This is a genomic window from Sphingopyxis sp. GW821-FHT12F08 (assembly GCF_058806755.1).
Map to the genome: position 1 here is coordinate 1 of NZ_JBXAQA010000002.1, position 24,105 is coordinate 24,105.

Annotated in this window: 23 protein-coding genes and 1 pseudogene; 6 read left to right on the plus strand and 18 right to left on the minus strand. The window is 67.4% G+C overall.

The window, feature by feature from the left end; translation table 11 throughout:
* A pseudogene (locus AC1RNQ_RS04965) lies at positions 1–119 on the minus strand (sulfate adenylyltransferase subunit CysD); the annotation flags it as partial.
* Positions 120–308: 189 nt separating this feature from the next.
* Between AC1RNQ_RS04965 and AC1RNQ_RS04970 the strand changes: the two are divergent.
* Entirely contained in the window at positions 309–1,181 is an 873-nt protein-coding gene (locus AC1RNQ_RS04970; RefSeq protein WP_493169407.1) for a helix-turn-helix transcriptional regulator, read from the plus strand.
* 210 nt (positions 1,182–1,391) lie between these two features.
* On the opposite strand, the gene AC1RNQ_RS04975 is transcribed toward AC1RNQ_RS04970, so the two are convergent.
* Positions 1,392–1,706 (minus strand): EF-hand domain-containing protein, encoded by a 315-nt coding sequence (locus tag AC1RNQ_RS04975; protein WP_493169409.1) that lies wholly within the window; start codon positions 1,704–1,706, stop codon positions 1,392–1,394.
* A 139-nt stretch (positions 1,707–1,845) separates the two neighbouring features.
* The gene (locus tag AC1RNQ_RS04980; RefSeq protein ID WP_493169411.1) at positions 1,846–2,823 is read right to left on the minus strand and encodes an NADPH:quinone oxidoreductase family protein; all 978 of its coding nucleotides are present in this window, start codon (positions 2,821–2,823) and stop codon (positions 1,846–1,848) included.
* Positions 2,824–2,895: 72 nt separating this feature from the next.
* Here AC1RNQ_RS04980 and AC1RNQ_RS04985 point away from each other — a divergent pair, with 72 nt between their 5' ends.
* The gene (locus AC1RNQ_RS04985) at positions 2,896–3,471 is read left to right on the plus strand and encodes a glycoside hydrolase family 108 protein (RefSeq protein ID WP_493169413.1); all 576 of its coding nucleotides are present in this window, start codon (positions 2,896–2,898) and stop codon (positions 3,469–3,471) included.
* Positions 3,472–3,523: 52 nt separating this feature from the next.
* Positions 3,524–3,937 (plus strand): holin family protein, encoded by a 414-nt coding sequence (locus tag AC1RNQ_RS04990; protein WP_077028929.1) that lies wholly within the window; start codon positions 3,524–3,526, stop codon positions 3,935–3,937.
* A 169-nt stretch (positions 3,938–4,106) separates the two neighbouring features.
* Here the strand turns inward: AC1RNQ_RS04990 and AC1RNQ_RS04995 are convergent, their stop codons facing one another.
* From AC1RNQ_RS04995 to dapA, 13 genes are all read right to left on the minus strand, one after another.
* A complete protein-coding gene (locus AC1RNQ_RS04995) occupies positions 4,107–4,586 on the minus strand; it encodes an SRPBCC family protein (RefSeq protein WP_493169414.1) in 480 nt (159 codons plus the stop codon).
* Positions 4,583–7,234, minus strand: coding sequence for an alanine--tRNA ligase (gene alaS, locus AC1RNQ_RS05000; protein WP_493169416.1), 2,652 nt, complete (start codon positions 7,232–7,234; stop codon positions 4,583–4,585). The genes AC1RNQ_RS04995 and alaS overlap by 4 nt, the downstream gene beginning before the upstream one ends.
* Before the next feature lie 60 nt (positions 7,235–7,294).
* The gene (locus AC1RNQ_RS05005) at positions 7,295–8,032 is read right to left on the minus strand and encodes a hypothetical protein (protein ID WP_493169417.1); all 738 of its coding nucleotides are present in this window, start codon (positions 8,030–8,032) and stop codon (positions 7,295–7,297) included.
* A 102-nt stretch (positions 8,033–8,134) separates the two neighbouring features.
* Positions 8,135–8,689 (minus strand): hypothetical protein, encoded by a 555-nt coding sequence (locus AC1RNQ_RS05010; RefSeq protein WP_493169419.1) that lies wholly within the window; start codon positions 8,687–8,689, stop codon positions 8,135–8,137.
* Positions 8,690–8,714: 25 nt separating this feature from the next.
* Positions 8,715–9,338 (minus strand): glutathione S-transferase family protein, encoded by a 624-nt coding sequence (locus AC1RNQ_RS05015; RefSeq protein WP_493169420.1) that lies wholly within the window; start codon positions 9,336–9,338, stop codon positions 8,715–8,717.
* A 12-nt stretch (positions 9,339–9,350) separates the two neighbouring features.
* Positions 9,351–10,166 (minus strand): agmatinase, encoded by an 816-nt coding sequence (gene speB, locus AC1RNQ_RS05020; RefSeq protein WP_493169421.1) that lies wholly within the window; start codon positions 10,164–10,166, stop codon positions 9,351–9,353.
* Between the two features lie 141 nt (positions 10,167–10,307).
* Complete coding sequence (gene recA, locus AC1RNQ_RS05025) at positions 10,308–11,384, minus strand: recombinase RecA (protein ID WP_493169423.1); 1,077 nt, start codon at positions 11,382–11,384, stop codon at positions 10,308–10,310.
* Positions 11,385–11,506: 122 nt separating this feature from the next.
* A complete protein-coding gene (locus tag AC1RNQ_RS05030) occupies positions 11,507–11,857 on the minus strand; it encodes a response regulator (RefSeq protein ID WP_493169424.1) in 351 nt (116 codons plus the stop codon).
* On the minus strand, positions 11,850–14,225 hold the full coding sequence (locus AC1RNQ_RS05035) for a hybrid sensor histidine kinase/response regulator (protein WP_493170582.1): 2,376 nt from the start codon (positions 14,223–14,225) through the stop codon (positions 11,850–11,852). Before AC1RNQ_RS05035 ends, AC1RNQ_RS05030 begins: the two co-directional genes overlap by 8 nt.
* Positions 14,226–14,320: 95 nt before the next feature.
* Positions 14,321–16,381 (minus strand): M13 family metallopeptidase, encoded by a 2,061-nt coding sequence (locus AC1RNQ_RS05040; RefSeq protein WP_493169425.1) that lies wholly within the window; start codon positions 16,379–16,381, stop codon positions 14,321–14,323.
* Between the two features lie 81 nt (positions 16,382–16,462).
* Positions 16,463–17,101, minus strand: coding sequence for a DUF2062 domain-containing protein (locus AC1RNQ_RS05045; protein ID WP_493169427.1), 639 nt, complete (start codon positions 17,099–17,101; stop codon positions 16,463–16,465).
* Positions 17,098–17,583 (minus strand): SsrA-binding protein SmpB, encoded by a 486-nt coding sequence (gene smpB, locus AC1RNQ_RS05050; RefSeq protein WP_077028920.1) that lies wholly within the window; start codon positions 17,581–17,583, stop codon positions 17,098–17,100. Before smpB ends, AC1RNQ_RS05045 begins: the two co-directional genes overlap by 4 nt.
* Positions 17,584–17,592: 9 nt before the next feature.
* The gene (dapA, locus tag AC1RNQ_RS05055) at positions 17,593–18,468 is read right to left on the minus strand and encodes a 4-hydroxy-tetrahydrodipicolinate synthase (RefSeq protein WP_493169429.1); all 876 of its coding nucleotides are present in this window, start codon (positions 18,466–18,468) and stop codon (positions 17,593–17,595) included.
* 101 nt (positions 18,469–18,569) lie between these two features.
* Between dapA and AC1RNQ_RS05060 the strand changes: the two genes are divergently transcribed.
* Both AC1RNQ_RS05060 and greB read left to right on the plus strand, forming a co-directional pair.
* Positions 18,570–20,597 carry a lytic transglycosylase domain-containing protein gene (locus AC1RNQ_RS05060; RefSeq protein WP_493169430.1) on the plus strand — a complete coding sequence of 676 codons (2,028 nt, stop codon included), beginning with the start codon at positions 18,570–18,572 and terminating at the stop codon, positions 20,595–20,597.
* Positions 20,598–20,604: 7 nt separating this feature from the next.
* Positions 20,605–21,093, plus strand: a complete 489-nt coding sequence (gene greB / locus AC1RNQ_RS05065) for a transcription elongation factor GreB (RefSeq protein WP_493169432.1) — start codon at positions 20,605–20,607, stop codon at positions 21,091–21,093.
* 252 nt (positions 21,094–21,345) lie between these two features.
* Here greB and AC1RNQ_RS05070 read toward each other — a convergent pair whose 3' ends face one another.
* Positions 21,346–23,103, minus strand: a complete 1,758-nt coding sequence (locus AC1RNQ_RS05070) for a caspase family protein (protein WP_493169433.1) — start codon at positions 23,101–23,103, stop codon at positions 21,346–21,348.
* A gap of 167 nt (positions 23,104–23,270) precedes the next feature.
* Between AC1RNQ_RS05070 and AC1RNQ_RS05075 the strand changes: the two genes are divergently transcribed.
* Positions 23,271–23,933, plus strand: a complete 663-nt coding sequence (locus AC1RNQ_RS05075; RefSeq protein ID WP_493169434.1) for a hypothetical protein — start codon at positions 23,271–23,273, stop codon at positions 23,931–23,933.
* Positions 23,934–23,942: 9 nt separating this feature from the next.
* Here AC1RNQ_RS05075 and AC1RNQ_RS05080 read toward each other — a convergent pair whose 3' ends face one another.
* Positions 23,943–24,098: a hypothetical protein gene (locus AC1RNQ_RS05080; protein ID WP_493169436.1), complete on the minus strand. Its 156-nt coding sequence runs from the start codon at positions 24,096–24,098 to the stop codon at positions 23,943–23,945.
* Positions 24,099–24,105: the final 7 nt, after the last annotated feature.

The window sequence follows — 24,105 nt, forward strand, 5'->3', positions numbered from 1 at the left end:
TTGCCCACCGAATACAACATCACCGGAGCCACCGCATCCGCCAAAACCTCACGCATTATGTGAATGCTCTCCGACTCCAAACGGTCAAGGTGGGTGTGCATTTTCGGGGCCGCAGGCATGCGCGGACTATGGAAGGTCGCCGGTCTCATGCCGCGTTCTTAGGCAGGCGACGCGCCCGGCTCTTGACGAATCCTGCTATTTTGTAGAATCCTGCTAATTAATCGACTGACTAGGTGACGCCCATCGCGGAATGGGCGATAGCTGGATCGGGGACCGTGCAGCAAAGCGCGGCCTCGCGGGAGGTGAGGATGCTGGGAAGCTTCTTTAAGAGCGATCGCGCCATTTATGCGCGGCACCAGTCGGACCTGGTCGTCGAACGTTGTTCGGCCGAAAAGGGCTGGCGCGGGCTCCATCTCGAGATCGGGCACAACCGCGGCTGCGACGTCCGCTCGCTGATGCTGCAGGGCCATCTGATCGGGATGCAGATCACCGGCCAGCCGATCGCGGTCGAGATTTACGAAGACGGCGAATGGGTCCCGGCCGCCCTGCCCTCGCACCAATTGTTCATCCACCCCGCGGGCACCCCGCTCAACATCCGCCACGACCTGTGGACGCGCTGGGCCTTTGCGATCGTCGACCATCCGGCGCTGGGGTCGCGGCGGGGTCCGGCCGACACGGCGGGCTGGTCGGACCATGACCAGATGCTGACTTTGCTGTTCCGGGCGCTGATCGAGCAGCTCTGCCACGAACGGCGCGACACCAGCGGCGACCGCGCGCTCGCGCAGTCACTGATCGACAGCTTCATGATGGCGCTGCACCAGCGCGCGCCCGCGCCCTCCGCCGCCTCGGCGCGCGGCGGCATCGCGCCCTATATGGTCGCCGACCTGCGCGTTTGGATCGAAAACAACCTCGAGGCGAAGATCGGGGTGCAGGACATGGCCGACCGGCTCGGCTATTCCTGCGCCCATTTCGCGCGCGAGTTCAAGCGCGAGGTCGGGGTCACGCCGCACGGCTTCCTGCAGGACATCCGCCTGTCGACCGCGATGGACCTCGCGCGTCGCGGCGCGCCGCTGATCGACATCGCACACCGGTGCGGCTTCGCCGACCAGGCGCATCTGTCGAACGCCTTCAAGAGCCGTTTCGGCTTTTCCCCTGCAAGCCTCCGCCAACGCAGCAATTAGCGGCACCTTCTCGCGGCCGAGGGCGATCGTCGCGTCGATGGCGGGCATCATGGTCGGCGCAAAATCCTCGACCGGATCAGCGAGGCGCATTTCCGTGGCTGCCGCCGCTGGATCGTCACGCTCGTCGGGCTCGGTTTCCTCGTCCAGGCGATCCGGCTCGCCTGACCCACCGCGGTCGGCGGCAGCCCGGGGACCGCCGCCTTCCTCACATCAGCGCTTCTCTTCGGCGCCCGGGGCGGGCGCCTTGCGCATCGCCGCCATTTCGGCCTTGTCGACCGCGCCATCGCCATTGGTGTCGAGCCGCTTGATCATCTCGTCGATCTTCGCGCCGTCGACCGGCGTCTTGTCGCCCTTCTCGGCCGCCTTGGCCTCATGCGCCTTGGTCAGCTCGGCCTTGTCGATCTTGCCGTCGCCATTGGCGTCGAGCTTGACGAACAGGGCGTCGCCATCGCCCGCCGGTTCCGCCGCATAGGCGGCCGATGTGGCCAGCGCGAGCGGGGCCGCGATGAGTAGCAATGTCTTCACGTCAATTCCTTTCGGTAGGGCGGCGTGGCCGCCGTCACCCCCCGGCGCCGCTATGACGGTCCGATTGTCGCAAGGCCATAGGACGCCCGCGCGGGTCGCCGCGATTGCACGGCGGCTCGTCTGCAGGCGGAGCCCGGCGTCAGACGGTCAGAATTACCTTGCCCACCACTTCGCGCCGCTCGATCATCGCAAAGCCTTCGCGCCAGTCGGAAAGGTCGAGCGCGGCGTGGACGTGCGGCCGGATTTTCCCTTCCGCCGCCAGCGCGTCGATCGCTGCGATATTCTCCGCCCCGCGCGCGGGAAAGCGGCGGCCATATTCGCCCGCGCGCACGCCGACGACCGAAAAACCCTTGATCAGCGGCATGTTGACCGACACCTCCGGAATCCGCCCCGACGCGAAGCCGATCACCAGCAGCCGCCCCCCGAAGGCGATGCAGCGCGTCGATTCGTCGAATATATCGCCGCCCACGGGATCGAAGATGACATCGGCGCCCCTGCCGCCGGTGAGCGCCTTGACCGTCTCGCGAAACCCCGGCGCGCCGCCGATCACCGCATCGGGCGCGTAGAGTTCGGTCAGCATTGCGCGCTTTTCTTCGCTGCTCGCCGCCGCGATCACCCGCGCGCCCAGCGCCTGCGCCAGGTCGACCGTCGCCAGCCCGACGCCCCCCGCCGCGCCGTGCACCAGCACCCATTCGCCCGCCTGCACCTGCCCGCAGCGGGTGAGCGCCACCCAGGCGGTCAGATAGGCGACGCCATAGGCTGCGGCCTCCTCCCAGCTCAGCCGCGCGGGCTTCGGCCGCAGGTTCGCCGCGGGGACGACGATATACTCGCCCATCGCGCCGAAGCGGTTGCCGCCGATCACTGCATCCCCCGCCTGCCAGCCGTTCACGCCCGCGCCGAGCGCATCGACGTCGCCAGCGAACTCCAGCCCCGGCGTAAAGGGCAGTTCGGGTTTCAGCTGATAGGCACCGCGCGTCATCAACAGGTCGGGAAAATTGATCCCCGCCGCGCGCACCCGCACCCGCACCTCGCCCGGTCCCGGCTCGGGGACGGCCAGGTCGACGAGCGCGCAGCCGCCATGGTCTTCCGCCAATTCGCTGACCGACAATGCGCGCATGGAGAAAAACCTTTCCTAAAAAACACCCATATGGTTCATTCACACCGAATCATCAAACCGGAGACGCGAATCATGCCCAGACCCCACCGCGCCGATCTCGACGCCGACGCGCTGATCGAAGCCGTCATCGACCGCGAAGGCCGCTATGTAAACCACCCCGCCGACCGCGGCGGTCCGACCTGCTGGGGCATCACCCAGGCGGTCGCGCGCGCCGAGGGTTATGGCGGCACCATGCGCGACCTGCCGCGCGAAGCCGCCGCCGCCATCTACCGCCGCCTCTATTGGCAGCGCCCCGGCTTCGACCGCGTCGCGCGCCGCGCGCCCGACATCGCCGCCGAACTGTTCGACACCGGCGTCAACATGGGGTGCGGCACCGCGACCGGCTTCCTCCAGCGCGCGCTCAACGCGCTCAACCGCGCCGCGCGCGACTATCCCGATATCGCGGTCGACCGCGAACTCGGCCCACGCACCCTGTCGGCGCTCGACGCCTTCCTCCGCGTGCGCGGCGCCGGCGGCGAGACGGTGCTGCGGCGCGCGATCGAGGCGCTGCAAGGCGAGCGCTATATCGCGCTCGCCGAACGCCGCCCCAGCCAGGAGGCCTTTCTCTACGGCTGGCTCGCGGGCCGCATCGGACAGAGCGACGCGTGAAAGCGCGTCATTGGGCTGAACTTTACTGAACTTTGACATCATGGAGCATAAAATGAGCATTATCGAAGGTCTGATCGGCCCCGTCGCCAAGCTGATCGACAAGATCATCCCCGACCCCGAGGCGCGCGACCGCGCCAAGCTCGAGCTGCTGAAGCTCGAGGGCAGCCAGGAGATGGAGGCGATCCGGACGCGCATGGCGGCGATCGTCGCCGAGGCGAACAGCGCCGATCCCTGGACCAGCCGCGCACGGCCGAGCTTCCTCTATGTCATGTATGCGCTCTTGCTCTGGGCGATCCCGATGGGGCTGATCGCCGCCGCGCGCCCCGACATGGCCCGGGGCATCGCCGAGGGCATGAACGCCTATCTCGCGGGCATCCCCGAACCGCTCTACGCGCTCTTCGGCACCGGCTATCTCGGCTACACGGCCGCCAGGGCGTGGGGGAAGGCAAAGGGGGTGGAGAGTTGAGGCAAAGCCCTCTCCCCTTCAGGGGAGAGGATACGCAGGCTTGGCGCAAAGCGCCTAGCCGGAGTTGGAGAGGGGAACGCCGGCCCGAGGCCAAGCCCCTCTCCGAGCTTCGCTAGCTCCTGCCGGAGCAAGCTGCGCTACCTCTCCCCTGAAGGGGAGAGGACGTGCCTCAACCCGCTTCCACCACCCGCGCCAGATTCGCCAGCGACGAGTTCAGTCCCTCCAGATGGTCCTTCGCCGAAATTCCCGGCGGCACCTGATGCGCGTCGATCGTCACCAGCGTGCCGCCGCTCTGCCGCGACAGATACCAGTGCATCGCCATCGTCCCCGAAAAGCGCGGGTCGTCGGATATGAATTCGACCTCCCACACCACCAGCCGCCCGTCGTCGAGGGTCGGAATATAGACTTCCACGACATCGCTATCGTCGTCGCTCTTGGTCTCGACATCGGCGTCGTCGAAGGTCAGCCGCATCAGAAAGCCGCCGCCCGCGCGCAGGTCGATATGCTCGAACGTCCCCGTCGCCCCTTCGGGCGGCAACCACTGCGCGAGCTTTGCCGCGCTGGTGAAGGCCGCAAAGACGTCGACCAGCGGCGCCGCGATCAGCCGCTCGGCATGGTCGGTGCGCCGCGTCTTCTTGGTGGGTTTCAAGCGAGCGCGGCCTTGACCGCCGCGACGGCGTCATTCGCCGCGTCGCCGTTCGGCCCGCCGCCCTGCGCCATGTCGGGGCGCCCGCCGCCGCCCTGCCCGCCGAGCGCCGCGACCGCTGCCTTGACCAGGTCGACGGCATTATGCGGCACACCCTCGGTGACGCCGACCGCGACCGAAGCGCGCCCGTCGTTGACCGCGACGAGCATCGCCACGCCGCTGCCGACCTGCTTTTTGAGCCCGTCGACCGTGCCGCGGAGTTCCTTGGGATCGAGCCCGTCGACGACCTGCGCCAGGAAGGCGGTGTCACCGACCTGCTCGACCGCCGGACCCGCCGCGGCACCGCCGCCGCCGCCCCCAGAACCACTAAGCGCGAGCGCCTTCTTCGTATCGGCGAGTTCGCGCTCGGCCTTCTTGAGTTGCTCGGCGAGCGCCGCGACGCGCGCCGGCACCTCGTCAGGCGAGGTCTTGAGGGCTGCGGCGGCCGCCTTCAGCGCCTCGTCGCGGCCGTTCAGCCACTGCCGCGCCGCTTCGCCGGTCAGTGCCTCGATGCGCCGCACACCCGACGATACCGCCGATTCGCCGACGATCTTGAACAGCGCGATATCGCCCAGCGCGCGGACATGCGTCCCGCCGCAAAGCTCGACCGAATAATGATGATCGTCGCCATGCCCCATGCTGAGCACCCGCACCTCGTCGCCATATTTCTCGCCGAACAGCGCCAGCGCGCCCGCGGCGACCGCGTCGTCGGGGGTCATCAGCCGTGTCGTCACCGCCTCGTTGCTGCGGATCTGCGCGTTCACATCGGCCTCTACATCGGCGATTTCCTCGGCACTCAGCGCCTTGGGGTGCGAAAAGTCGAAGCGGAAACGGTCCTCGGCGACCAGGCTGCCCTTCTGCGTCACATGCCCGCCGAGCCGGTTGCGGAGCGCCGCGTGCAGCAGATGCGTCGCGCTGTGATTGGCGCGGATGCGGTCGCGGCGTTCGGCGTCGACGCTAAGATGAATCGTGTCCCCCACGCGCAGTTTGCCGCTGGTCAATTCCGCCTGATGCGTATGGAGTCGGCCGAGCGGCTTGCCGGTGTCACTGATGATCGCCCGTGTTCCATCCGACGTATAGAGCGATCCGGTATCGCCCATTTGCCCGCCGCTCTCGCCATAAAATGGTGTCTGGTTCGTAAGCACGACCAGTTTGTCGCCGGCCTCCGCTTCCTGGACCGGAACCCCGTCCTTCACCAGGGCAACGACCGTCGCATCGCCTTCTGTCGACCCATAGCCAGTGAATTCGGTGCTGCCGTTGGCCTCGGCCAGGTCGAACCAGATTTCTTCCGACGCCTTCTGCCCGCTGCCCTTCCACGCCGCGCGCGCCGCCGCCTTCTGCTGCGCCATCGCCGCGTCGAACCCCGCGCGGTCGACCGCGATGTCCTGCGTACGCAGCGCATCCTCGGTCAAATCATAGGGGAAGCCGAACGTGTCGTAGAGCTTGAACGCGACGTCGCCGGGCAGCGTCGCGCCGGCGCTCATGCCCATCGTCGCCTCGTCGAGCAACCGCAGGCCCTTGTCGAGCGTCTGGCGGAACCTGGTTTCCTCACGCTCCAGCGTTTCGGCGATCAGCGGCTGCGCGCGGATCAACTCGGGATAGGCGGCGCCCATCTCGGCGGTCAGCGACGGCAGCAGCCGGTACATCAGCGGATCCTTGGCGCCGAGCAGATGCGCATGGCGCATCGCGCGGCGCATGATCCGGCGCAGCACATAGCCGCGGCCCTCGTTCGACGGCAGCACGCCGTCGGCGATCAGGAAGCTCGACGCGCGCAAATGATCGGCGATCACGCGGTGACTGGCCTTGTGCGCTTCGTCGGCGGGCACGCCGGTCTGGTCGACCGACGCCGCGATCAGCGCCTTGAAAGTGTCGGTGTCATAATTGTCGGTGACGCCCTGCAGCACCGCCGCGACGCGCTCGAGCCCCATGCCGGTGTCGATGCTCGGCCGCGGCAGGTCGACGCGCTCGCCGCCCGGCAGCTGCTCATATTGCATGAACACCAGGTTCCAGATCTCGACGAAGCGGTCGCCGTCTTCCTCCGCCGACCCTGGCGGGCCGCCCCAGATATGGTCGCCATGGTCGTAGAAGATCTCGCTGCACGGCCCGCACGGCCCGGTGTCGCCCATCGACCAGAAGTTGTCGCTGGTCGGAATGCGGATGATCCGCTCCTCGGGCAGCCCCGCGATCTTCTTCCACAGGTCGAACGCCTCGTCGTCGGTGTGATAGACGGTCGCGGTCAGCCGGTCGGGGCTGAGGCCCCAGCTCTTGGTGATCAGCGTCCAGGCATGGTGGATCGCCTGTTCCTTGAAATAATCGCCGAAGGAGAAATTCCCCAGCATTTCAAAGAAGGTGTGGTGGCGCGCGGTGAAGCCGACATTGTCGAGGTCGTTGTGCTTGCCGCCCGCGCGCACGCATTTCTGCGACGACGCCGCGGTGCTGTACGGCCGCTTCTCCAGCCCGGTGAAGACATTCTTGAACGGCACCATCCCGGCGTTGACGAACATCAAAGTCGGGTCGTTGTACGGCACCAGCGGCGCCGACGGCTCGATATGGTGGCCGGTCCCCGCGAAATAGTCGAGGAACGAGCGGCGAATGTCGTTGGTCGAAGTCATGCGCGCGATCTAGTGCGCTACGCGGCTTTTCTCAAGCGTGATGCTTGCGTTGGACCGGGCCTAGCGCTGGCAGAGCCGGTTGAGCTCCTCGTCGCTATAGCCTTCCTCGTCGATCAGAGCCTGCGAGACATAGCGCACGTCATATTGCGAGATTTTGTAGACACCCGTCCGCTCGCGATAGAGCAGCAGCCCGCCGCACGTCCCCGCGATCCCCGGATGGCTGCTGATCACCGCGAAAAAAGCATAAGCACCCGGATAGGCGGCATCCTCGGGATTGTTGAGCCAGCCGTCGAGCCGCACCGTGAACGCGCCGGGCCCGGTCTGGTGCATTTTCGCTTCCTCGCTGAAGCGCTTCATCTCGGCGGTCGTCGTCTCGAGCGCGGGATCCATCATCGCGGCCAGCGCCGCGCCATTGCCGGCGTCCAGATTGTCGACGAATCGTTTGGCGAATGCCGTCGCCGCGGTAACTTCGGCGGCGCTCGCCTTCCAGTCGGCGGGGACCGGCTTGTACGGATCGGTCGCGGGGTCGAAACACGAGAAATTCTGGCGAAAATCCTTGATCACGGTGACGCCGCGATCGACGTCGATCTGGTTGTCGAAATAATAGCGCCCGAACCGCACCTTGAGGCTGCCGCAGCGCTGGGTCGCCAGTATCTTGATGCGGTCGATGGTCGCGTCATATTGATCGGCGTCGATCAGCGCGACCGTCGCGACGAAGCCCTTTCCGGGCACCGGCGCGACCTTGATTTCGGGCTGGCCGGCCGCCGCCGCCAGCAATGCCAGTGCCATCATCGCCATCGAATTTCCCCCACCGCAAGCCGCCGGGCGGCAGCGCGCGAACCTTGCCGCGCCGCGTTCGGCGCGGCAAGCCGAAATTCCTTGGGTTTCAGCGCGGTCGGATCAGAGCGCGGTCGCGACGCCCTTGCCCAGGTAACAGGGCAGCTGGCGCAGCACATCGGCCTTGGGCACGCCGTCCTCGATCAGCTCGGGCGGCACGATCGACACATTGCTGCTGGCCACGGCAAAGGCGCCGCCGGGCGCGGCGCGGTGGGCGACGATATAGCCGCAATCCATCGTCCCGTCGGGCCGGTCGCCGCGAAAGTCGAAGGCCGCGTAGAGCCCGGGGGTCTGCGCCGGCGGATCGAGATACCATTGCAATCGCAATATCCGGATGCGGCCGTCGGCCCACAGCCCGTCCTGCTTGCGCAGATTGCCCTCCCATTCGAGCCGCGGCGTCGCGGCCTGCCGCGTCAGGCTGAGCATCGCATAGGCGGTCGCGAAATCGCGCTTTTCGAGCGCGAGCGTATAGTCGGCGAGGCGGGCCATCGCGGCGCTTTCGTCGTCCGCGGTCGGGGTGAAAGCGGCCGCGCCGAAGGTCTCGACGCTGCGCTCGACCGCGGGATCGAGCACTGCGGGCTCGGCGGCGGCGGGTGCTGCCAGGCCGAACGCCAACATCAACGCCGCGATGCGCAAGCCGGCCTCAGAAGACAAAATAGGCCCCGCCCTTCGCGCGCGCCGCCTGCCAGGCGGGGCGCGCGTGCATCGCCGCGACGAACGCCGCGAGTTTGGGATAGCGCGCCGCGCCGCCCATCGCCGCGACTTCGGCGGGGAAGCTCAACATGATGTCCGCCGCCGACAGGCTGTCGCCGATGAAATGACCCGAATCGCCGAGTTCGTCTTCGAGATAGGCGAAATGCGCGCCCAACTGTTCTTCGATGCGCGGCTTGACCGGCGCGGCGGCGTCGCCGAGGCGGCCCAGATAGATGTTGAGCAGGATCGGCGTCATCGCCGACCCCTCGGCGAAATGGATCAGCTCGAGGTGGCGGACATGGTCGTCGGTGCCGCGCGCCGGGACGAACGCCTCGCCGCCGTAATTTTCACACAGATATTCGGCAATCGCGCCCGATTCTTGAATCACCCGCCCCGAATCTTCGAGCAGCGGCGATTTGCCGAGCGGGTGGATCGCCTTGAGCTCGGGCGGCGCGAGGTTGGTCGCGGCGTCGCGCTGGTAGTGCCTGATCGCATAGGGCGCGCCGAGTTCCTCGAGCAGCCACAGGATGCGCTGCGAGCGGCTGTTGTTCAGATGGTGGACGATCAGGCTCATGTCGCTCTCCTGTTAGGGCTTATAAGATCCGTTGCGGTCGATCAGCGCCGCGAGTTCGCGCACCAGCTTGGCGCCGAGGATCGCGGTGACGTCGCCGATGTCGCGGCCGGGATGATGCTCGACGATGTCGGCGCCGACGATCGGCGCAGTCTGTTTGTGCAGCACGGCGAGCAGTTCGCGCACGGTGAGCCCGCCGGGTTCGGGATGCGCGACGCCGGGCGCCGCCGACGGGTCGATGCCGTCCATGTCGATCGAGATATAGAGCGGCCCATCCAATACCGGCACCGCTCCGGGCGCGAAGCCCGTCATCGGGATGATCTCGACCCCGAAGCGGTCGGCCTGCTCACGGCAGTGGCGCGTCAGGGTGCGAACGCCGACCTGCACCAGCCGCTTGGCGTGGCCGCCGTCACAGATGCGCGCGAAGGGCGAGGCGTGGCTGCGGGGGTTGCCGGCGAAATCATCGTAGAGGTCGGGATGCGCGTCAATGTGGAGGATATTGAGCGGGCCGAAGCAGGCCGCGGCGGCCTCGACGAGCGGGAAGGTCACCGCATGGTCGCCGCCGAGCGCGAGCGGGATTTCGCCATCTTCGTGCACCAGCGCGACGTGACGGCGGATCATCGCGTCGTCGCGCGGGGTGTCCTCGGTCAGCGCGAGGTCGCCGTCGTCGGCGAAGGCGATGTCGGTGCCGAGCTCGGGACCGAGCTCGCTCGCCATATTGCCGCGCTCGCTCCACAATTGCGCGCGGATCGCCGCGGGGCCGCGCGCGGCGCCGCGTTCGAAGCTGCTGTTGATGTCGGTGGGCAGGCCGAAGAGGCGGATCGCGGGCATCGCCCTTCTGTAGCCGCTCGCAGGGGTCGCGCAAGGCCAACGGCGGGCGGGCCGGTCACGAGAGGGCGCAGACCGAGGGGCAAGGAACCCGCCGCCGTTGGTGGGCCGCACCGGTCATAAGGACCGGGGCGGCCGAGGCTATCAGTCGTCGTCGCCCTCGTCGTCGGGGCCGGCCATCATTTCCTCGGCCACCGCGTCGGTGCGGCTGCGGATCGCGGCTTCGAGCCGATCCATCAGTTCCGGATTGTCCTTGAGGAAGGTCTTGGAATTCTCGCGACCCTGCCCGATGCGGATCGAGTCATAGCTGAACCAGGCGCCCGATTTCTCGACGATGCCGGCCTTGACACCCAGATCGAGAATCTCGCCGATCTTGGAAATGCCCTGCCCATACATGATGTCGAACTCGACCTGCTTGAACGGCGGCGCGACCTTGTTCTTGACAACCTTGACGCGCGTCGTGTTGCCGACGATCTCGTCGCCATTCTTGATCTGGCCGGTGCGGCGGATGTCGAGACGCACCGACGCGTAGAATTTCAGCGCATTGCCGCCGGTCGTGGTCTCGGGATTGCCGTACATAACGCCGATCTTCATGCGCAGCTGGTTGATGAAGATCACCATGCAGCGCGAGCGGCTGATCGAGCCGGTGAGCTTGCGCAGCGACTGCGACATCAGGCGCGCCTGCAGGCCGACGTGGCTGTCGCCCATCTCGCCCTCGATTTCGGCGCGCGGGACGAGCGCGGCGACCGAGTCGACGACGAGCACGTCGATCGCGTTCGAGCGCACGAGCGTGTCGACGATTTCGAGTGCCTGCTCGCCGGTGTCGGGCTGCGACACGATCAGTTCGTCGATATTGACCCCGAGCTTCTTGGCATAGACGGGGTCGAGCGCATGTTCGGCGTCGACGAAGGCGACCGTACCGCCGCCCTTCTGTGCCTCGGCGAGCGTGTGCAGCGCGAGGGTCGTCTTGCCCGAGCTTTCGGGACCATAGATTTCGATGACGCGGCCGCGCGGCAGACCGCCGACCCCGAGCGCGATGTCGAGCCCGAGCGAGCCGGTCGAGATCGACTCGACCTGCATCGCTTCCTTCTGGCCCAATTTCATCACCGAGCCCTTGCCGAAGGCGCGATCGATCTGCGCCAGCGCGGCGTCGAGCGCCTTCTGCCTGTCCGAGCTATTCACTGATTTCCCCACATCCACGAGTGACAATTGACCGGCCATGACCGTCCCTTTCCTGCTCTATCGCGAAGGCAGAAGCATCGCAACGCCGGACCTGTGTACGGCATTTGTTCCAGTGGAACAAGAGTAGAACAAAAATAATCTGGATGCGCGACTGCGCGCAGCTAACCGCCAAAAAACCCACCCAGCACCGCCTCGATCTCGCTCAGCCGAAACGGCTTCGACACCAATATGCGATGCGCGTGCGCCGGGGGAATCACGTCGCCCCCGCCCGAGGTGAAGGCGAAGGGGATCTCGCGCGCCGCAAGCGCGTCGGCGACCGGCCAGCCCTTGGCGTCGCCAAGGTTGATGTCGATCAGCGCCGCGTCGAGCGGCCCGGCCGCGATCGCCGCGAGCGCATCCTCGACGCTCGCCGCCTGCGCGGGTTCGGGATAGCCGAGCGCGTCGAACATGTCGGCGAGCATCATACCGATCAGCACATCGTCCTCGACGAGCAGGATGCGGCGCTCAGCCATGCGCGGCCCGCTGCGCAGCGGCGTCGAGCGCCGCCGAGGTCGCCTCGGTCAGCTGCGCGACCGAAAAGGGTTTGGGGAGGAAGGACACATGGTCAATATCGATCGACTGGCGCAATTGTTCCTCGGCATAGCCCGACATGAACAAAACAGGCAGGTCGGGACGCTGGCCGCGCAGGATGCGGACCATCGCGGGTCCGTCCATCGTCGGCATCATCACGTCGGTCAGGATCAGGTCGACCTTGTCCATCCTGCCGAAGCGTTCGATCCCCTCCTCGCCCTGCGACGCGGTGACGACATTATAGCCCGCGCGGGTCAGCGCGCGCTCGGCAACGGCGCGTACCATATCCTCGTCCTCGACGAGCAGGATCGTGCCGGTGCCCCACTGGCTCTTCTTGGGCTTGGGCGGCGGCGGCGCGGCGGCGGGCGCATCCTTTTCGGCGCGGTGCACGGGCAGGTAGATGGTGAAGCTCGCCCCCTCGCCCGGCTTGCTGTCGGCGAAGATGAAGCCCGCCGACTGCTTGATGATGCCATAGACGGTCGAGAGGCCGAGCCCGGTGCCCTTGCCGACGTCCTTGGTCGTGAAGAACGGCTCGAAAATCTTGGGCAGCACGTCGGCGGGGATGCCGCTGCCGGTATCGCTGACCTTCAAGGCGCTGTAATCGGCGGGGGGCATGATATCGCTGCCCATCGCGCGGACTTCGGCGGCGCTCACCGGATAGGTCTCCATCGTCAGCGTGCCGTGCCCGCCCATCGCGTCGCGCGCGTTGACCGCGAGGTTGACGATCACCTGCTCGAGCTGCCCCGGGTCGGCGCGCACCGCGCCCAGTCCGCGCCCGTGGCGCACCGACAATTGCACCGACTCGCCGATCAGGCGCTTCAGGAGGTGTGACACCTCCGAAATCACGTCGGGCAGCTGCAATATCTGCGGGCGCAACGTCTGCTGGCGCGAGAAGGCGAGCAATTGCCGCGTCAGGCTGGCGGCGCGATTGGCGTTGCTGCGGATCTGCTGGATGTCGTCATAGTCGCTGTCGCCCGGCGTGTGGCGCATCAGCATCAGGTCGCAGCTGCCGAGCACCGCGGTCAGGATATTGTTGAAGTCGTGCGCGACGCCGCCGGCGAGCTGGCCGACCGCCTGCATCTTCGACGCCTGCGCGACCTGGCGCTTCAGCCGCGATTCCTCGCTCGAATCCTTGAGACTCAGCAGCACCGCCGCCTCGCCCAGCCCGCGCACCCCGACGACGCGCATCGACACCGGCTCATCGCCCTGCCCCGCGAGGCGGATCGACAGGTCGCCGCCGACCTGCTGCCCGCTGCTGTGGCGGCGGATCATGTCGGCGAGCGGGCCCTTGTCCTCGTTGACCACGATATCGCCGGGATAGCGCGGCATCCTGGCCTCGTTGAGCCCGGCCGCGCGAACGAAGGCGCGGTTCATATAGAGGAAGCGCCCGTCGCGATCGACCATCGCCAGCCCGAAGGGCAGCAGCGACAGTAAAGTCTCGACATAGGTCTGCGCGGTGCCGCGGTCGGCCACGCCGATTTCCTCGTCGATCAGCGCGAGCAGCATCGGGCCGTGGCTGTCGGCGGGGATCAGCGGGATCTGGATCAGCCGCACCGGCGGTGCGCGATCGCCCTCGCGCCCGAAATAGAGCGTCCCGGCATCGTCGAGCCGCAGCAGCGGCGCGACGTCGCGCCCGGCATAATGGCTGGCGTCGCCCTCGCCGAGCGCGCGCAGCAGGAAGGCCTGATTGGCGACGCGCAGTCGCCCCTCGGCGCTGACCAGTGCCGCCATCACCCCCGCCTGCGCCAGCGTGCGGCCCGCGGGGCCGTCGAGGTGGCGGCTGATCTCGGTCACCAGGTCGAGCCGCTCGACCGCCGAAAAGCGCCACACCAGATAATCTTCGGACAGGCCGGTGCGGATCACCTGCGCGCGCAGGTGCAGCGTGCCGACCGCGAGCTCGTCGACCCCGCCCTCGCCGTCGCGCCACGCGGCGCGGCCGGCGTTCTTGAGCAGTTCGGCGCCGCGCCCTTCGAGCGGCAGCCCCGGCGGGGTGACGAAGCCCCCCATCCAGGTCGCGAACAGGTCGTTGGCGCAGACGAGCCGCCCGGCGCGGTCGGTCACCGCGACGCCGACATCGTCATGGTCGACCGCGGTGCGCAGCATCGTCCAGTCGGGCAGCACCGCCTCGCCGGCGGCCGCGGCGGGGAACAGGCGGCGGAACAGGATCGCGCCGCCCGCGGCGAGTGCGAGGCCGCCGAGGAACCCCGCGGCGAGCACCGCGTCGCGCGTCGCCCAGAACAAAAGTCCGACCGACAGCAATGCGAGCCCGACGAGCAGCGCCGCGTCGAAGCGCGACAGCCCGCCCACCACCGGCAAGACTGCGCCGGAACCCGCCCCCCTGCCGATGTCGGGATCAGCGGAAGGCAGGCTCGTCGCGGTCAATGCCAGACTTTCTCTTTATCGCGTCACCAGATGCGGACGCGTTCCCCGGGCTTCAGATAGAGCTTCTGCCCTTCCTGCACCTGATAGGCCTTATACCAAGGGTCAAGGTTGCGCGAGACCCAAGTCCGCTGGATCGAGGGCGAATGCGGATCGGTCGTGATCCGCTGCGACAGATTCTGCTCGCGATAGTTGCGCCGCCACACCTGCGCCCAGCCGAGGAAGAAGCGCTGGTCGCCGGTCAGCCCGTCGATCACCGGCGCTTCCTTACCGCCGAGCGACTTCTTGTAGGCGTCGTAGGCGACGGCGAGGCCGGCGAGGTCGCCGATATTCTCGCCCAGCGTGAACTTGCCGTCGAGATGCTCGCCGGGCAGCACCTCATAGGCGTTATACTGCGCGATCAGCGCCTGCCCGGCTGCCTCGAACGCCGCGACATCCTCGGGCGTCCACCAGTCGGCGAGCTTGCCGGTCTCGTCGTACTTCGCGCCCTGGTCGTCGAAATGATGGCTTACTTCATGACCGATCACCGCGCCGATGCCGCCATAGTTGATCGCCGCGTCGGCATTGGGATCGAAGAAGGGCGGCTGCAGGATCGCGGCGGGGAAGACGATCTCGTTCATGCCGAAATTGGCATAGGCGTTGACCGTCATCGGGGTCATCCCCCATTCCCAGCGGCGGATCGGACCGCCGAGGCGGCTGATATTGTCGTCGTGTGCGAAGTGGTTCGAACGCAGTTGGTTGCCGAACAGATCGTCGGCCTTGATCTCGAGCTTGCTGTAATCCTTCCAGCGGTCGGGATAGCCGATCTTGGTGGTGAATTTTGACAGCTTGGTCTTCGCCTTGGCCTTGGTCGCGGGCTGCATCCACGCCAGGCCGTCGATGCGGTCTCCCATCGACGCGAGCACATTCTTGACCAGCACGTCCATCGCCGCCTTGGTCTCGGGCGGGAAATATTTCGCGACATAGTCCTGGCCGACGGCTTCGCCCATATTGCCGGTGGTGAAGTCGACCGCGCGCTTCCAGCGCTCCTGCATCTGCGGCGTGCCCGACAATGCAGTGCCGTAGAAGGAGAAGGCCTCCTGCGCGACCGCGTCGGGCAGCACACCCGAGAAGCTGTCGAGGCTGCGCACGATCAGCGCGTCGCGGATGACGCCGATCGGCGCGTCGGCGAGCAGCTTGGCCTCGCCCGTGAAGGCGCTCGGCTGCGACACGAGGAGCGAATCCTCCTTGACGCCGATACCGCGGATGAAGCTCGTCCAGTCGAAGCCCGGCGCGGCCTGTGCCAGCTCGCCGATCGTCATCTTGTTATAGACCTTGGTCGCGTCGCTGCTGTCGTTCTTGTCCCAATGGACCGTCGCGACCTGCTTTTCGAAATCGTAGATCGCCTGCGCGCGCGCCGCGGCATCGCTCTCGCCCGCAAGCGTCAGAACATTTTCCAGATGCTTGAGGTACGCCGCCTGCAGCTTGGTGTTGCGCTCGCCATCCTTCAGATAGAAGTCGCGGTCGGGCATGCCGATGCCGCCCTGGAACATGGTGTAGATATAGACCTCGGGGTTCTTGTCGTCCTGGCCGACGAAGCCGCCGAAGAAATGCTGGATGCCGCTGCGGTCGGCCTCGGCGAGCAGCTGCGCGAGCCCCGCCTTCTCGACGCTGCGGATCTTGCCGAGCCAGGGCTGGATCGGGGCGAGGCCCTTATATTCGACCGTCGCGCCGTCGAGATAAGAAGAGTAAGCGCGGCCGATCATGCTGTCCGGATCGGCCTTGGCGACGTCGAGGATTTCGCGGGTGCGTTTTTGCGACAGGTCGCCAAGCGCGGTGAACATGCCGTAATTCGACTTGTCGGCCGGGATCGCGGTGTTCTTGGCCCAGGTGCCATTGGCGTAAGCGTAAAAATCGTCGCCCGGCTGGACGCTCTTGTCCATGCCTGTCGAATCGAAACCGAAGTCGCCGAGTTCGGGCTTGTGCGCGGGCTGCGTGGGGGCGGATGCCGCAGTCCTTTCCTTGGCGGTCGCGGGCGCGGCGGCGAGCAGTAGGGCGCCAAGCGCCACGGTCGCCAGCAGGCGCGATGTTTGCATCGAACGAGTCATGATTTTCCCCGGTGTTACTGGCCCAGCGACGCGCGCGGGGCGATCTGCGATGGGGAAGCTATAAACCCGCGTGCGGGTGGTTCAACCGGCGGCCGTGTCGCTCGTCGATGCCTCAAGTCGTTTGTCGCGCGCGCGGTGCAATTTGCGCCGCCAGCGCAGGCGGATCCAATTGTCCCAGATCACCGACGCGAGGACATAGCCGATCACCGCCGACACCGCCGAAATCACGAACAGCCCGGCAAGTCCGCCGAGCAGCGCGGTACCTGCATTGGCGGTGAACCAGTGCCACCACTCGATCAGCGAGGCGCCCTCGTCGTAGAGGATATAGAGGTTCGACACATTGGTGTGCAGCCCGAACAGGAAGCTGCCCAACCAAATCGACGCCGCGAGAATGAAAGGCGTGGTCACCGGATTGGAGAGGAAGGTCATCGCCGCGCCGATCGGGATATTGGCACGGAACGGCAGCGCGAGCAGCGCCACCCCCAATATCTGCACCCCCGGGATCAGGAAGAAGATGCCGACGAACAGCCCGAGCGCGGTGCCGCGCCGCACCGAGGTGCGCGAAAAGCGCCACAAATGGCTGTGCGCCACCCTATGGGCAAACGGCTTCACGAACCGGCTCGCGAGCAGTTCCTCGCGCGTCGGCGAGTTGCGGCGGATCCAGTTCATCACCGTCGCCTTGTCCCGGGCTTTTGGATCGGGATGCGCCTCGCCGCTCATCCGCGGTCCTTCATCAGGCGCTGCTTGTCGCGCTTCCAGTCGCGTTCCTTGATCGACTCGCGCTTGTCATGCGCCTTCTTGCCCTTGGCGAGCGCGAGCTCGACCTTGGCGCGGCCGCGGCTGTTGAAATAGACGCTCAAGGGAACGAGCGTCATGCCCTGCCGCGCGACGCCCGCGTGCATCTTGTTGATCTCGCGCCAGTTGAGCAACAGCTTGCGTGGGCGCTTCGGCTCGTGGTTCAACCGGTTGCCGTGGCTATATTCAGGGATGTTGGCGTTGATCAGCCACACCTCGCCGCCGGTCACCTCGGCATAGCTCTCCGCAATCGTGCCCTCGCCGAAGCGCAGCGACTTCACCTCGGTGCCCTGCAAGGCGATACCCGCCTCGAACACCTGTTCGATGCTATAGTCGAAGCGAGCGCGCCGGTTTTCGGCGACGACTTTCTTCTTGTCGAATTCGGCGGCGGACTGCGGACGGGCCATAACGAAAGCTTAAATCACTCCTGCCGACGACAGCGCGGCGTCGACGGCCGCACGCGATGCATCGGACGCCGGGATGATAGGTAGGCGCACTTCGGGCGAAAACCAGTCGTGGATGCGCGACAGCGCATATTTTGCCGGCGCGGGCGACGCGTCGGTGAACATCGCCTTGTGCAGGTCGAACAGCCGGTTGTGCAGCGCGAGCGCCTTCGCCCAGTCGCCCGCGGCGCAGGCCGCGGCGAAATCGGCGCAGAGCCGCGGCGCGACATTCGCGGTGACCGAAATGCAGCCCGCGCCGCCGAGCACCGCATGCGGCAGCCACAGATCGTCGTTGCCGCTGAGCTGGCAGAAATCGGCGCCCGCCCCCGCGCGGTGCATCGTCACGCGCGCGAGGTCACCGCTGGCATCCTTGATCGCGACCACGCTCGGCATTTCGGCGAGCTTGTTCATCGTCTCGGCGGCGATGTCGGCGACGGTGCGGCCGGGGACGTTATAGACGACGATCGGCAGGTCGCACGCGTCGGCGAGCGCCGCGAAATGCGCGAGCATACCTGCCTGCGTCGGGCGGTTATAATAGGGCGCGACGACGAGCGCCGCGGCGGCGCCCGCCTGCTGCGCATAGCGCATGTGGCGGACCGCGGTCGCGGTGTCGTTCGACCCGCAGCCCGCGATCACCGGCACGCGCCCGGCGGCGGTCTCGATACAGCTGTCGATCACCTCATAATGCTCGTCGAACGACAGCGTCGGGCTCTCGCCGGTCGTGCCGCACGGGACGAGCGCGCTCGTCCCTTCGCCGATCTGCCATTCGACCAGCCGTTTGAAAGCGGCGGCGTCGAACGCCCCATCGCGAAATGGCGTCACCAAGGCGGGAATCGACCCCGAAAACATGCTCCGCTCCTTTACAAAGCCCATGCCGCGCTCGATAGCTGCGGTCGGCGCGCCGCCTCATGGACGCCTATTCAGCGCCCCGCAAGGAGTTTGCCGCTAGCATGGCCCGCATGATTTCGCTGCCTTCCGTTTCCCGCCTCGCGCTCGCCGCCGCGCTTTTCCTTCCCACCATCGCCCATGCCAGCGAGCTCACCCCCGAACAGATGGCGTGGTACCGCGCGCAAATGGGGCTCGCCGCGGCATCGAACAGCCCGCCGACCAGCGGCAACAGCGTCGGCGACGCGGTGCTCGAATGGCGGCGGCTGACCGCGAACACGGGCGCCTCCTTCGACCAGTTGTCGCGCTTCCTGCTCGCCAACCGCGACTGGCCCGACGCCGCCAAGCTGCGCACCCGCGCCGAAAAGGCGATCGCGCTCGACAGCTTCGACCCGCCACGCACCCTCGCCTATTTCCAGGCCTATGCGCCGCAGACCGCAAGCGGCCATTTGCGCCAGGCGCTCGCGCTCAACGCCAGCGGGCGCCGCGACGAGGCCTATGCCGCGGTGCGCCGCGCCTGGACCGGCGGCCCGCTCGACGATTATGAAACGAGCCGCGTCCTGTCGCTCTTCCCCGGCGCGCTCTCGGCCGCCGATCATGACGCGCGCATGGATCGGCTGCTCTGGTCGGGCGCGACGAGCGCCGCGGGGCGCCAGCTTGCCTATACCTCGCCCGAACGGCGCGTGGTCTTTGCCGCGCGCCTGGCGATGCGTAGCGGCGCGGTGGATGCCGCGCTGCAGGCGAACGCGGTCGAGACAGCCAACCCCGGCCTGACGCGCACCGACGCGGGCTATATCACCGACAAGGCGACTTGGCTGCGCAAGGCCGGCCGCGCCGGCGAAGCGCGCGCCTTGCTCGCCGCGCCCCGGTCGCTCGCCAAGGCGCCGACCGACGCCGAGGAATGGCTCGCGACCCTGCTCACCAACGCCAAGGGCGCGTCGGAAAGCGGCGACAAGCGTACCGCCTATAATATCGCGAGCCAGCTGGGCGACGCGCTGCCGCCGGGCACGGTGGTGCGCGAAACCCCGCTCAGCGTTCGCGACGATTATACCACCCTCGCTTGGCTCGCAGGACAGATCGCGCTCAAGGACCTTCGCCGTCCCGCCGACGCCGCGCGCATGTTCCGTCAATATGGCGAGGCCGCGCGCTCGGCGCAGACGCGCACCAAGGGCTTCTACTGGGCCGGCCGCGCCGCGCTCGCCGCGGGCGACAATGGCAGCGCCAACGCGCATTTCGCCGACGCGGCGCAGCATTACGACCAGTTCTACGGCCAGCTCGCGCTCGAACGGCTCGGCCGGCCGCAGCCCAAACCCGCGCCGGTCCCCTCGATCCAGGTCGGCCCGGCCGAACGCACCGCCTTCAACGACGACCGGCTCGTCCGCGCCGCGCGTGCGCTGGGCGAGATCGGCGCCTGGCGCGAACAGTCTTTGTTCCTCCGCGCGCTCGCGCAGCGCGCGACCTCGCCCGCCGACCATGTCCTTGCGGGCCAGCTCGCAACGCAGATCGGCCGCCCCGACCTCGGCGTGATGATCGGCCGCAGCGCGCAGGCGAACAGCCTCGACGCGGTCGAGGTATCGGGCTTCCCGACCGTGCGCGTGCCCGCGGGGCATGAGGGCAACTGGACCTTCATCCACGCGATCACGCGGCAGGAAAGCCAGTTCGACCGCGCCGCGATGAGCCACGTCGGCGCGCGCGGGATGATGCAGCTGATGCCCGCCACCGCCAACGAGGTCGCCGGCAAGCTCGGCCTTACCTATAACCGCGAGGCGCTGACCACCGACACCAATTATAATATGACGCTCGGCTCGACCTATTTCCAGCAGATGCTGAGCTATTTCGGCGGCAGCTATCCGCTCGCGGTCGCGGCGTATAACGCCGGGCCCGGCAATGTGAACCGGTGGCTGCGCGCCAACGGCGACCCGCGTTCGGGCACGATCGAGATGGTCGACTGGATCGAGGCGATCCCGATCTTCGAGACCAAAAATTATGTCCAGCGCGTGCTCGAAAATGCCGTCGTCTACGACACGCTGCGCGACCGCCCGCTGCCGCAGGCGCCGCTGAGCTTCTACCTCGGCAAGCGCACTCCCGGCTGACACGCCCATGGCGGGGGACAAGACCAACATCATCAGCCCCGCGGGCTTCGCCGCGCTGCGCGCCGAATATCACGCGCTGCTCGGCGACGAGCGGCCGAAGCTGGTCGAGGTGATCAGCTGGGCCGCGGGCAATGGCGACCGCAGCGAGAATGGCGATTATATCTACGGCCGCAAGCGCCTCCGCGAGATCGACCGGCGGCTCGGCTTCCTCGCGCGGCGGATGAAGGCGGCGCGCGTCGTCGATCCCGCCGAGCAGCCCGACAAGAGCCGCATCTGGTTCGGCGCGACGGTCGAGCTGGCCGACGACGACGATACCCGGCGCACCGTCACGCTGGTCGGCGACGACGAGGCCGATGCAGGCGAAGGCCGGATCGGCTGGAACAGCCCCCTCGCCCGCGCGCTGCGCGGCGCCGCGGTGGGGGATTTGCGGACGGTGCAGTTGCCCGCGGGCCCGAAGGAGTGGGAGGTGATGGCGGTGGGGTATCCGGGGACGTAGGGGCTCGCCTCGCCATTGCGCGGCGGCGGGTTTCGGGCGGGAACGGGCAAAAGCGATCCTCCCCCAACGGGGGAGGGGGACCACCCGAAGGGTGGTGGAGGGGCACATGAGGTTTGCGCAGCGCTATACCGAAAAGCCTCACATGTCCGGCGACGAAGCAACAGTGCGCCACCTTACCGGCAAGGCAACCCGCCTGTACCCCTCCACCAGCTTCGCTGGTCCCCCTCCCCGTTCCGGGGAGGATCGGTATGCCTATTTCCCAACAATCCCCTCCATCTGCGCGCGCAATTCGCTGCGCAGGTCGGGATATTCGACCGCGCGCATCGCCCATTGCCGCGCCATCGCCGGATTGGCCTCGACCCCCTGTCCGGTCCGATAGGCGAGCGCGACGATCGCCATCGCATTGGCGCGCGCGGTTTCGGCGCTTGAGCCGTCGCCTGCCAGCACCGAACTGCGCGCCGCAATGGCGCAGTCGTCGAAGGCGTCGGCGACGCTGCTGTTGAAAACGCCCAGCTCGCACAGCCACAAATTGCCCTCGACATCGCCGTCCTTCGCGATTCCGCGCAGCCGCGCGACCATGTCGCCCCGCTTCGCGGGATTCAGCGCGGCCGCAAAGAACATCGCCGCGGGGTGCCCCGCCTCGGCCGCCTCGACGAACAAACGTTCGGCACCCGCCAGATCGGGCTTGCCGAAGCCGCCTATCCACAATTGATGTGCGAGGTGCGTCTTCGCCTTGGCATAGCCGCTCGCCGCCGCGGCGCGGTAGAGCCGCTCGCCTTCGATACGGTCGGGGGTGCCCGGCGCGCTGCCGATCAGCAGATAGCCATATTCGAGCTGACCCGGCGCATAGTCGGCCGCCGCCGAGCGCGCGAGCCATTCGCGCGCCGCGCCCATGTCGCGCGCCACCCCGACCCCGAATTCGAGCATATAGCCCAGGATATGTTGCGCCACCGGGTCGCCGCCTTTGGCCAGCGCGGCGATGTCGGCGGTCGAGCGGCTCGCGAGCAGCTTGGCGACGACGATCGGCTCGTCCTCGACCGCGAGCCGCGCGAGCGGCAGGTCGAGCGGCGCGATCGGCGCCGGCGCACCACGCGTCGTCGCCTGCGCGGGCGCGGCGGCAACAGGCACCGCGGCGCTGGCGGGCGGCGGCGCGGCCAGTGCGGGGTCGAGCTTCGTGGGCTCGACCAGATACAGCCCGCTCAGCTTGCGGCCATAATGAAAGGGTTCCTGCTCGCCGCGCGGCATGCCTTCGGTGAGTTCGGGCACCTCGCTCTCGATCGCGCCGAACATCGCGGTCAGCGGCACCGGCATCGCGAGGTAGCGCCCCGCGGCGGTCGCAAAGGGGCTGAGCCGCGAGCCGATCGGCGCGTCGTCATAGGCCGGCGCGCCGATCGCGGTCGAATAGAGCACCGCCCCGCGCGGCAGCGACAGGAGGCCGATCGGGCCGACCCCGCCCTCGGTCGCGACGGCGGGCTGGTCGGCGAGGCGCACGACCGGGTCGGCGGTGCGGCACGCATCGACCAGGAACAGCGCGACCGCGCCGTCGGGGATCACGCGCTTCGCAATCGTCTCGAGCGACACGAAACGCAGGTCGAGGTCGCTGCGCCGCGTCATCGGCGGCGCGTCGGTCGGCACGACGTAATTCTTCTGCGCATATTGGAAGCCGTGCCCGGCGTAATAGACGACCACCGTCCCCGCCCCCACGGCCTCGGCCGCGAAGCGGTCGAGCGCGGCCATCAGATCGGCATGCTCGGCGTCGGCGACGACGCGCACCGCATAGCCGGCGTCGGTCAGCGTCGAGCAGACATGCGCGACATCGTTGCGGCTATTGGCGAGCGCGGCCCAGCTGTACCCGTCATAGGCGCTGTTGCCGATCAGCAGCGCGACACGGTCGCCACGCAGCGGCGCATTGCCGCACGTACCGCCCGTCTGCGCCGCTGCCGTCCCCGCCGTGCCGAGCAGCAGCACGAACAGCGCCGCCACCGCGCTTCGCCAGATCGTCCTCGTCATCGCTTGATCGCCCCCGCATCATCGTTCGATTCTGCGACCCGGGGCGATCCTAAGCCCGCAAAATCGCATGGCAAAGCGAAAAAGACCGCCTGTGCGCCCCGTCACCGCGGCACGCTGGACGATCGGGCAACAGCTGATAATCTGATCGACCAGAACCAGGGGATATTATGAAGGCCTATCTTGTCGCCGCCGCCATGCTGCTCGCCGGAACCGCGCACGCCGCGGAGCCCTCGCCGCTGACCATACCCATCCCGCGGATCACCGACGAACAGCTCGATGCGGGGCTGGAAATGGGGCAGGAAATCGAGGCGCGGGTCGACGGCGACCTCAATGGCGATGGCGAGCCCGACACTGTCTATGTCGTCGCCAGCCCCGACGAGCGTATCGTCAACGTCGTGCTCAGCGTCCGCAACGCCGAGATGGCGGGCCAGACACTCGGCGGCCGGCTGACGCTCCAGCCCGACCGGCTCGGCGACGTGGGGCTGTCGATCAGAAAGGGTGTGCTGGTGATCGAGGACCTGACCGGCGGCACCACGGCGATGTCGACCACCTATCGCTACCGGGTTGCCAAGGCGCAGCCGCGCATGCAGCTGATCGGGATGGACGTCACCCTCTACAGCCGCACCTATGCGCATGACGGCGACGAGATGAGCTGGAATGTGCTCACCGGCGACACCGTCACCTCGCTGCTCAAGGTCAGGGGCGACGGCGAGGATCGCAGTTACGACACGCTCTACACGCGCAAATTCAAGCGGCCGGCGCGGACGATCTTCATGGACGACACGCCCGAGCCCGAATTCGAGCTGATCGGCGTGACGAAAGCAAAATAAGCGGCGGAATCAGGGCTGCAGCAGCGCAGGCACGATCCAGATCGCCGACAGCACGATGATCACCGCGATCATCGAAAAGGCCAGGACATAACGTACATTATGGCCCTTTACCCCGCTGCTCGCCTCGGTTTCGGTCACCTCGACATGGTCATCGACGACTTTCATGGTTCGT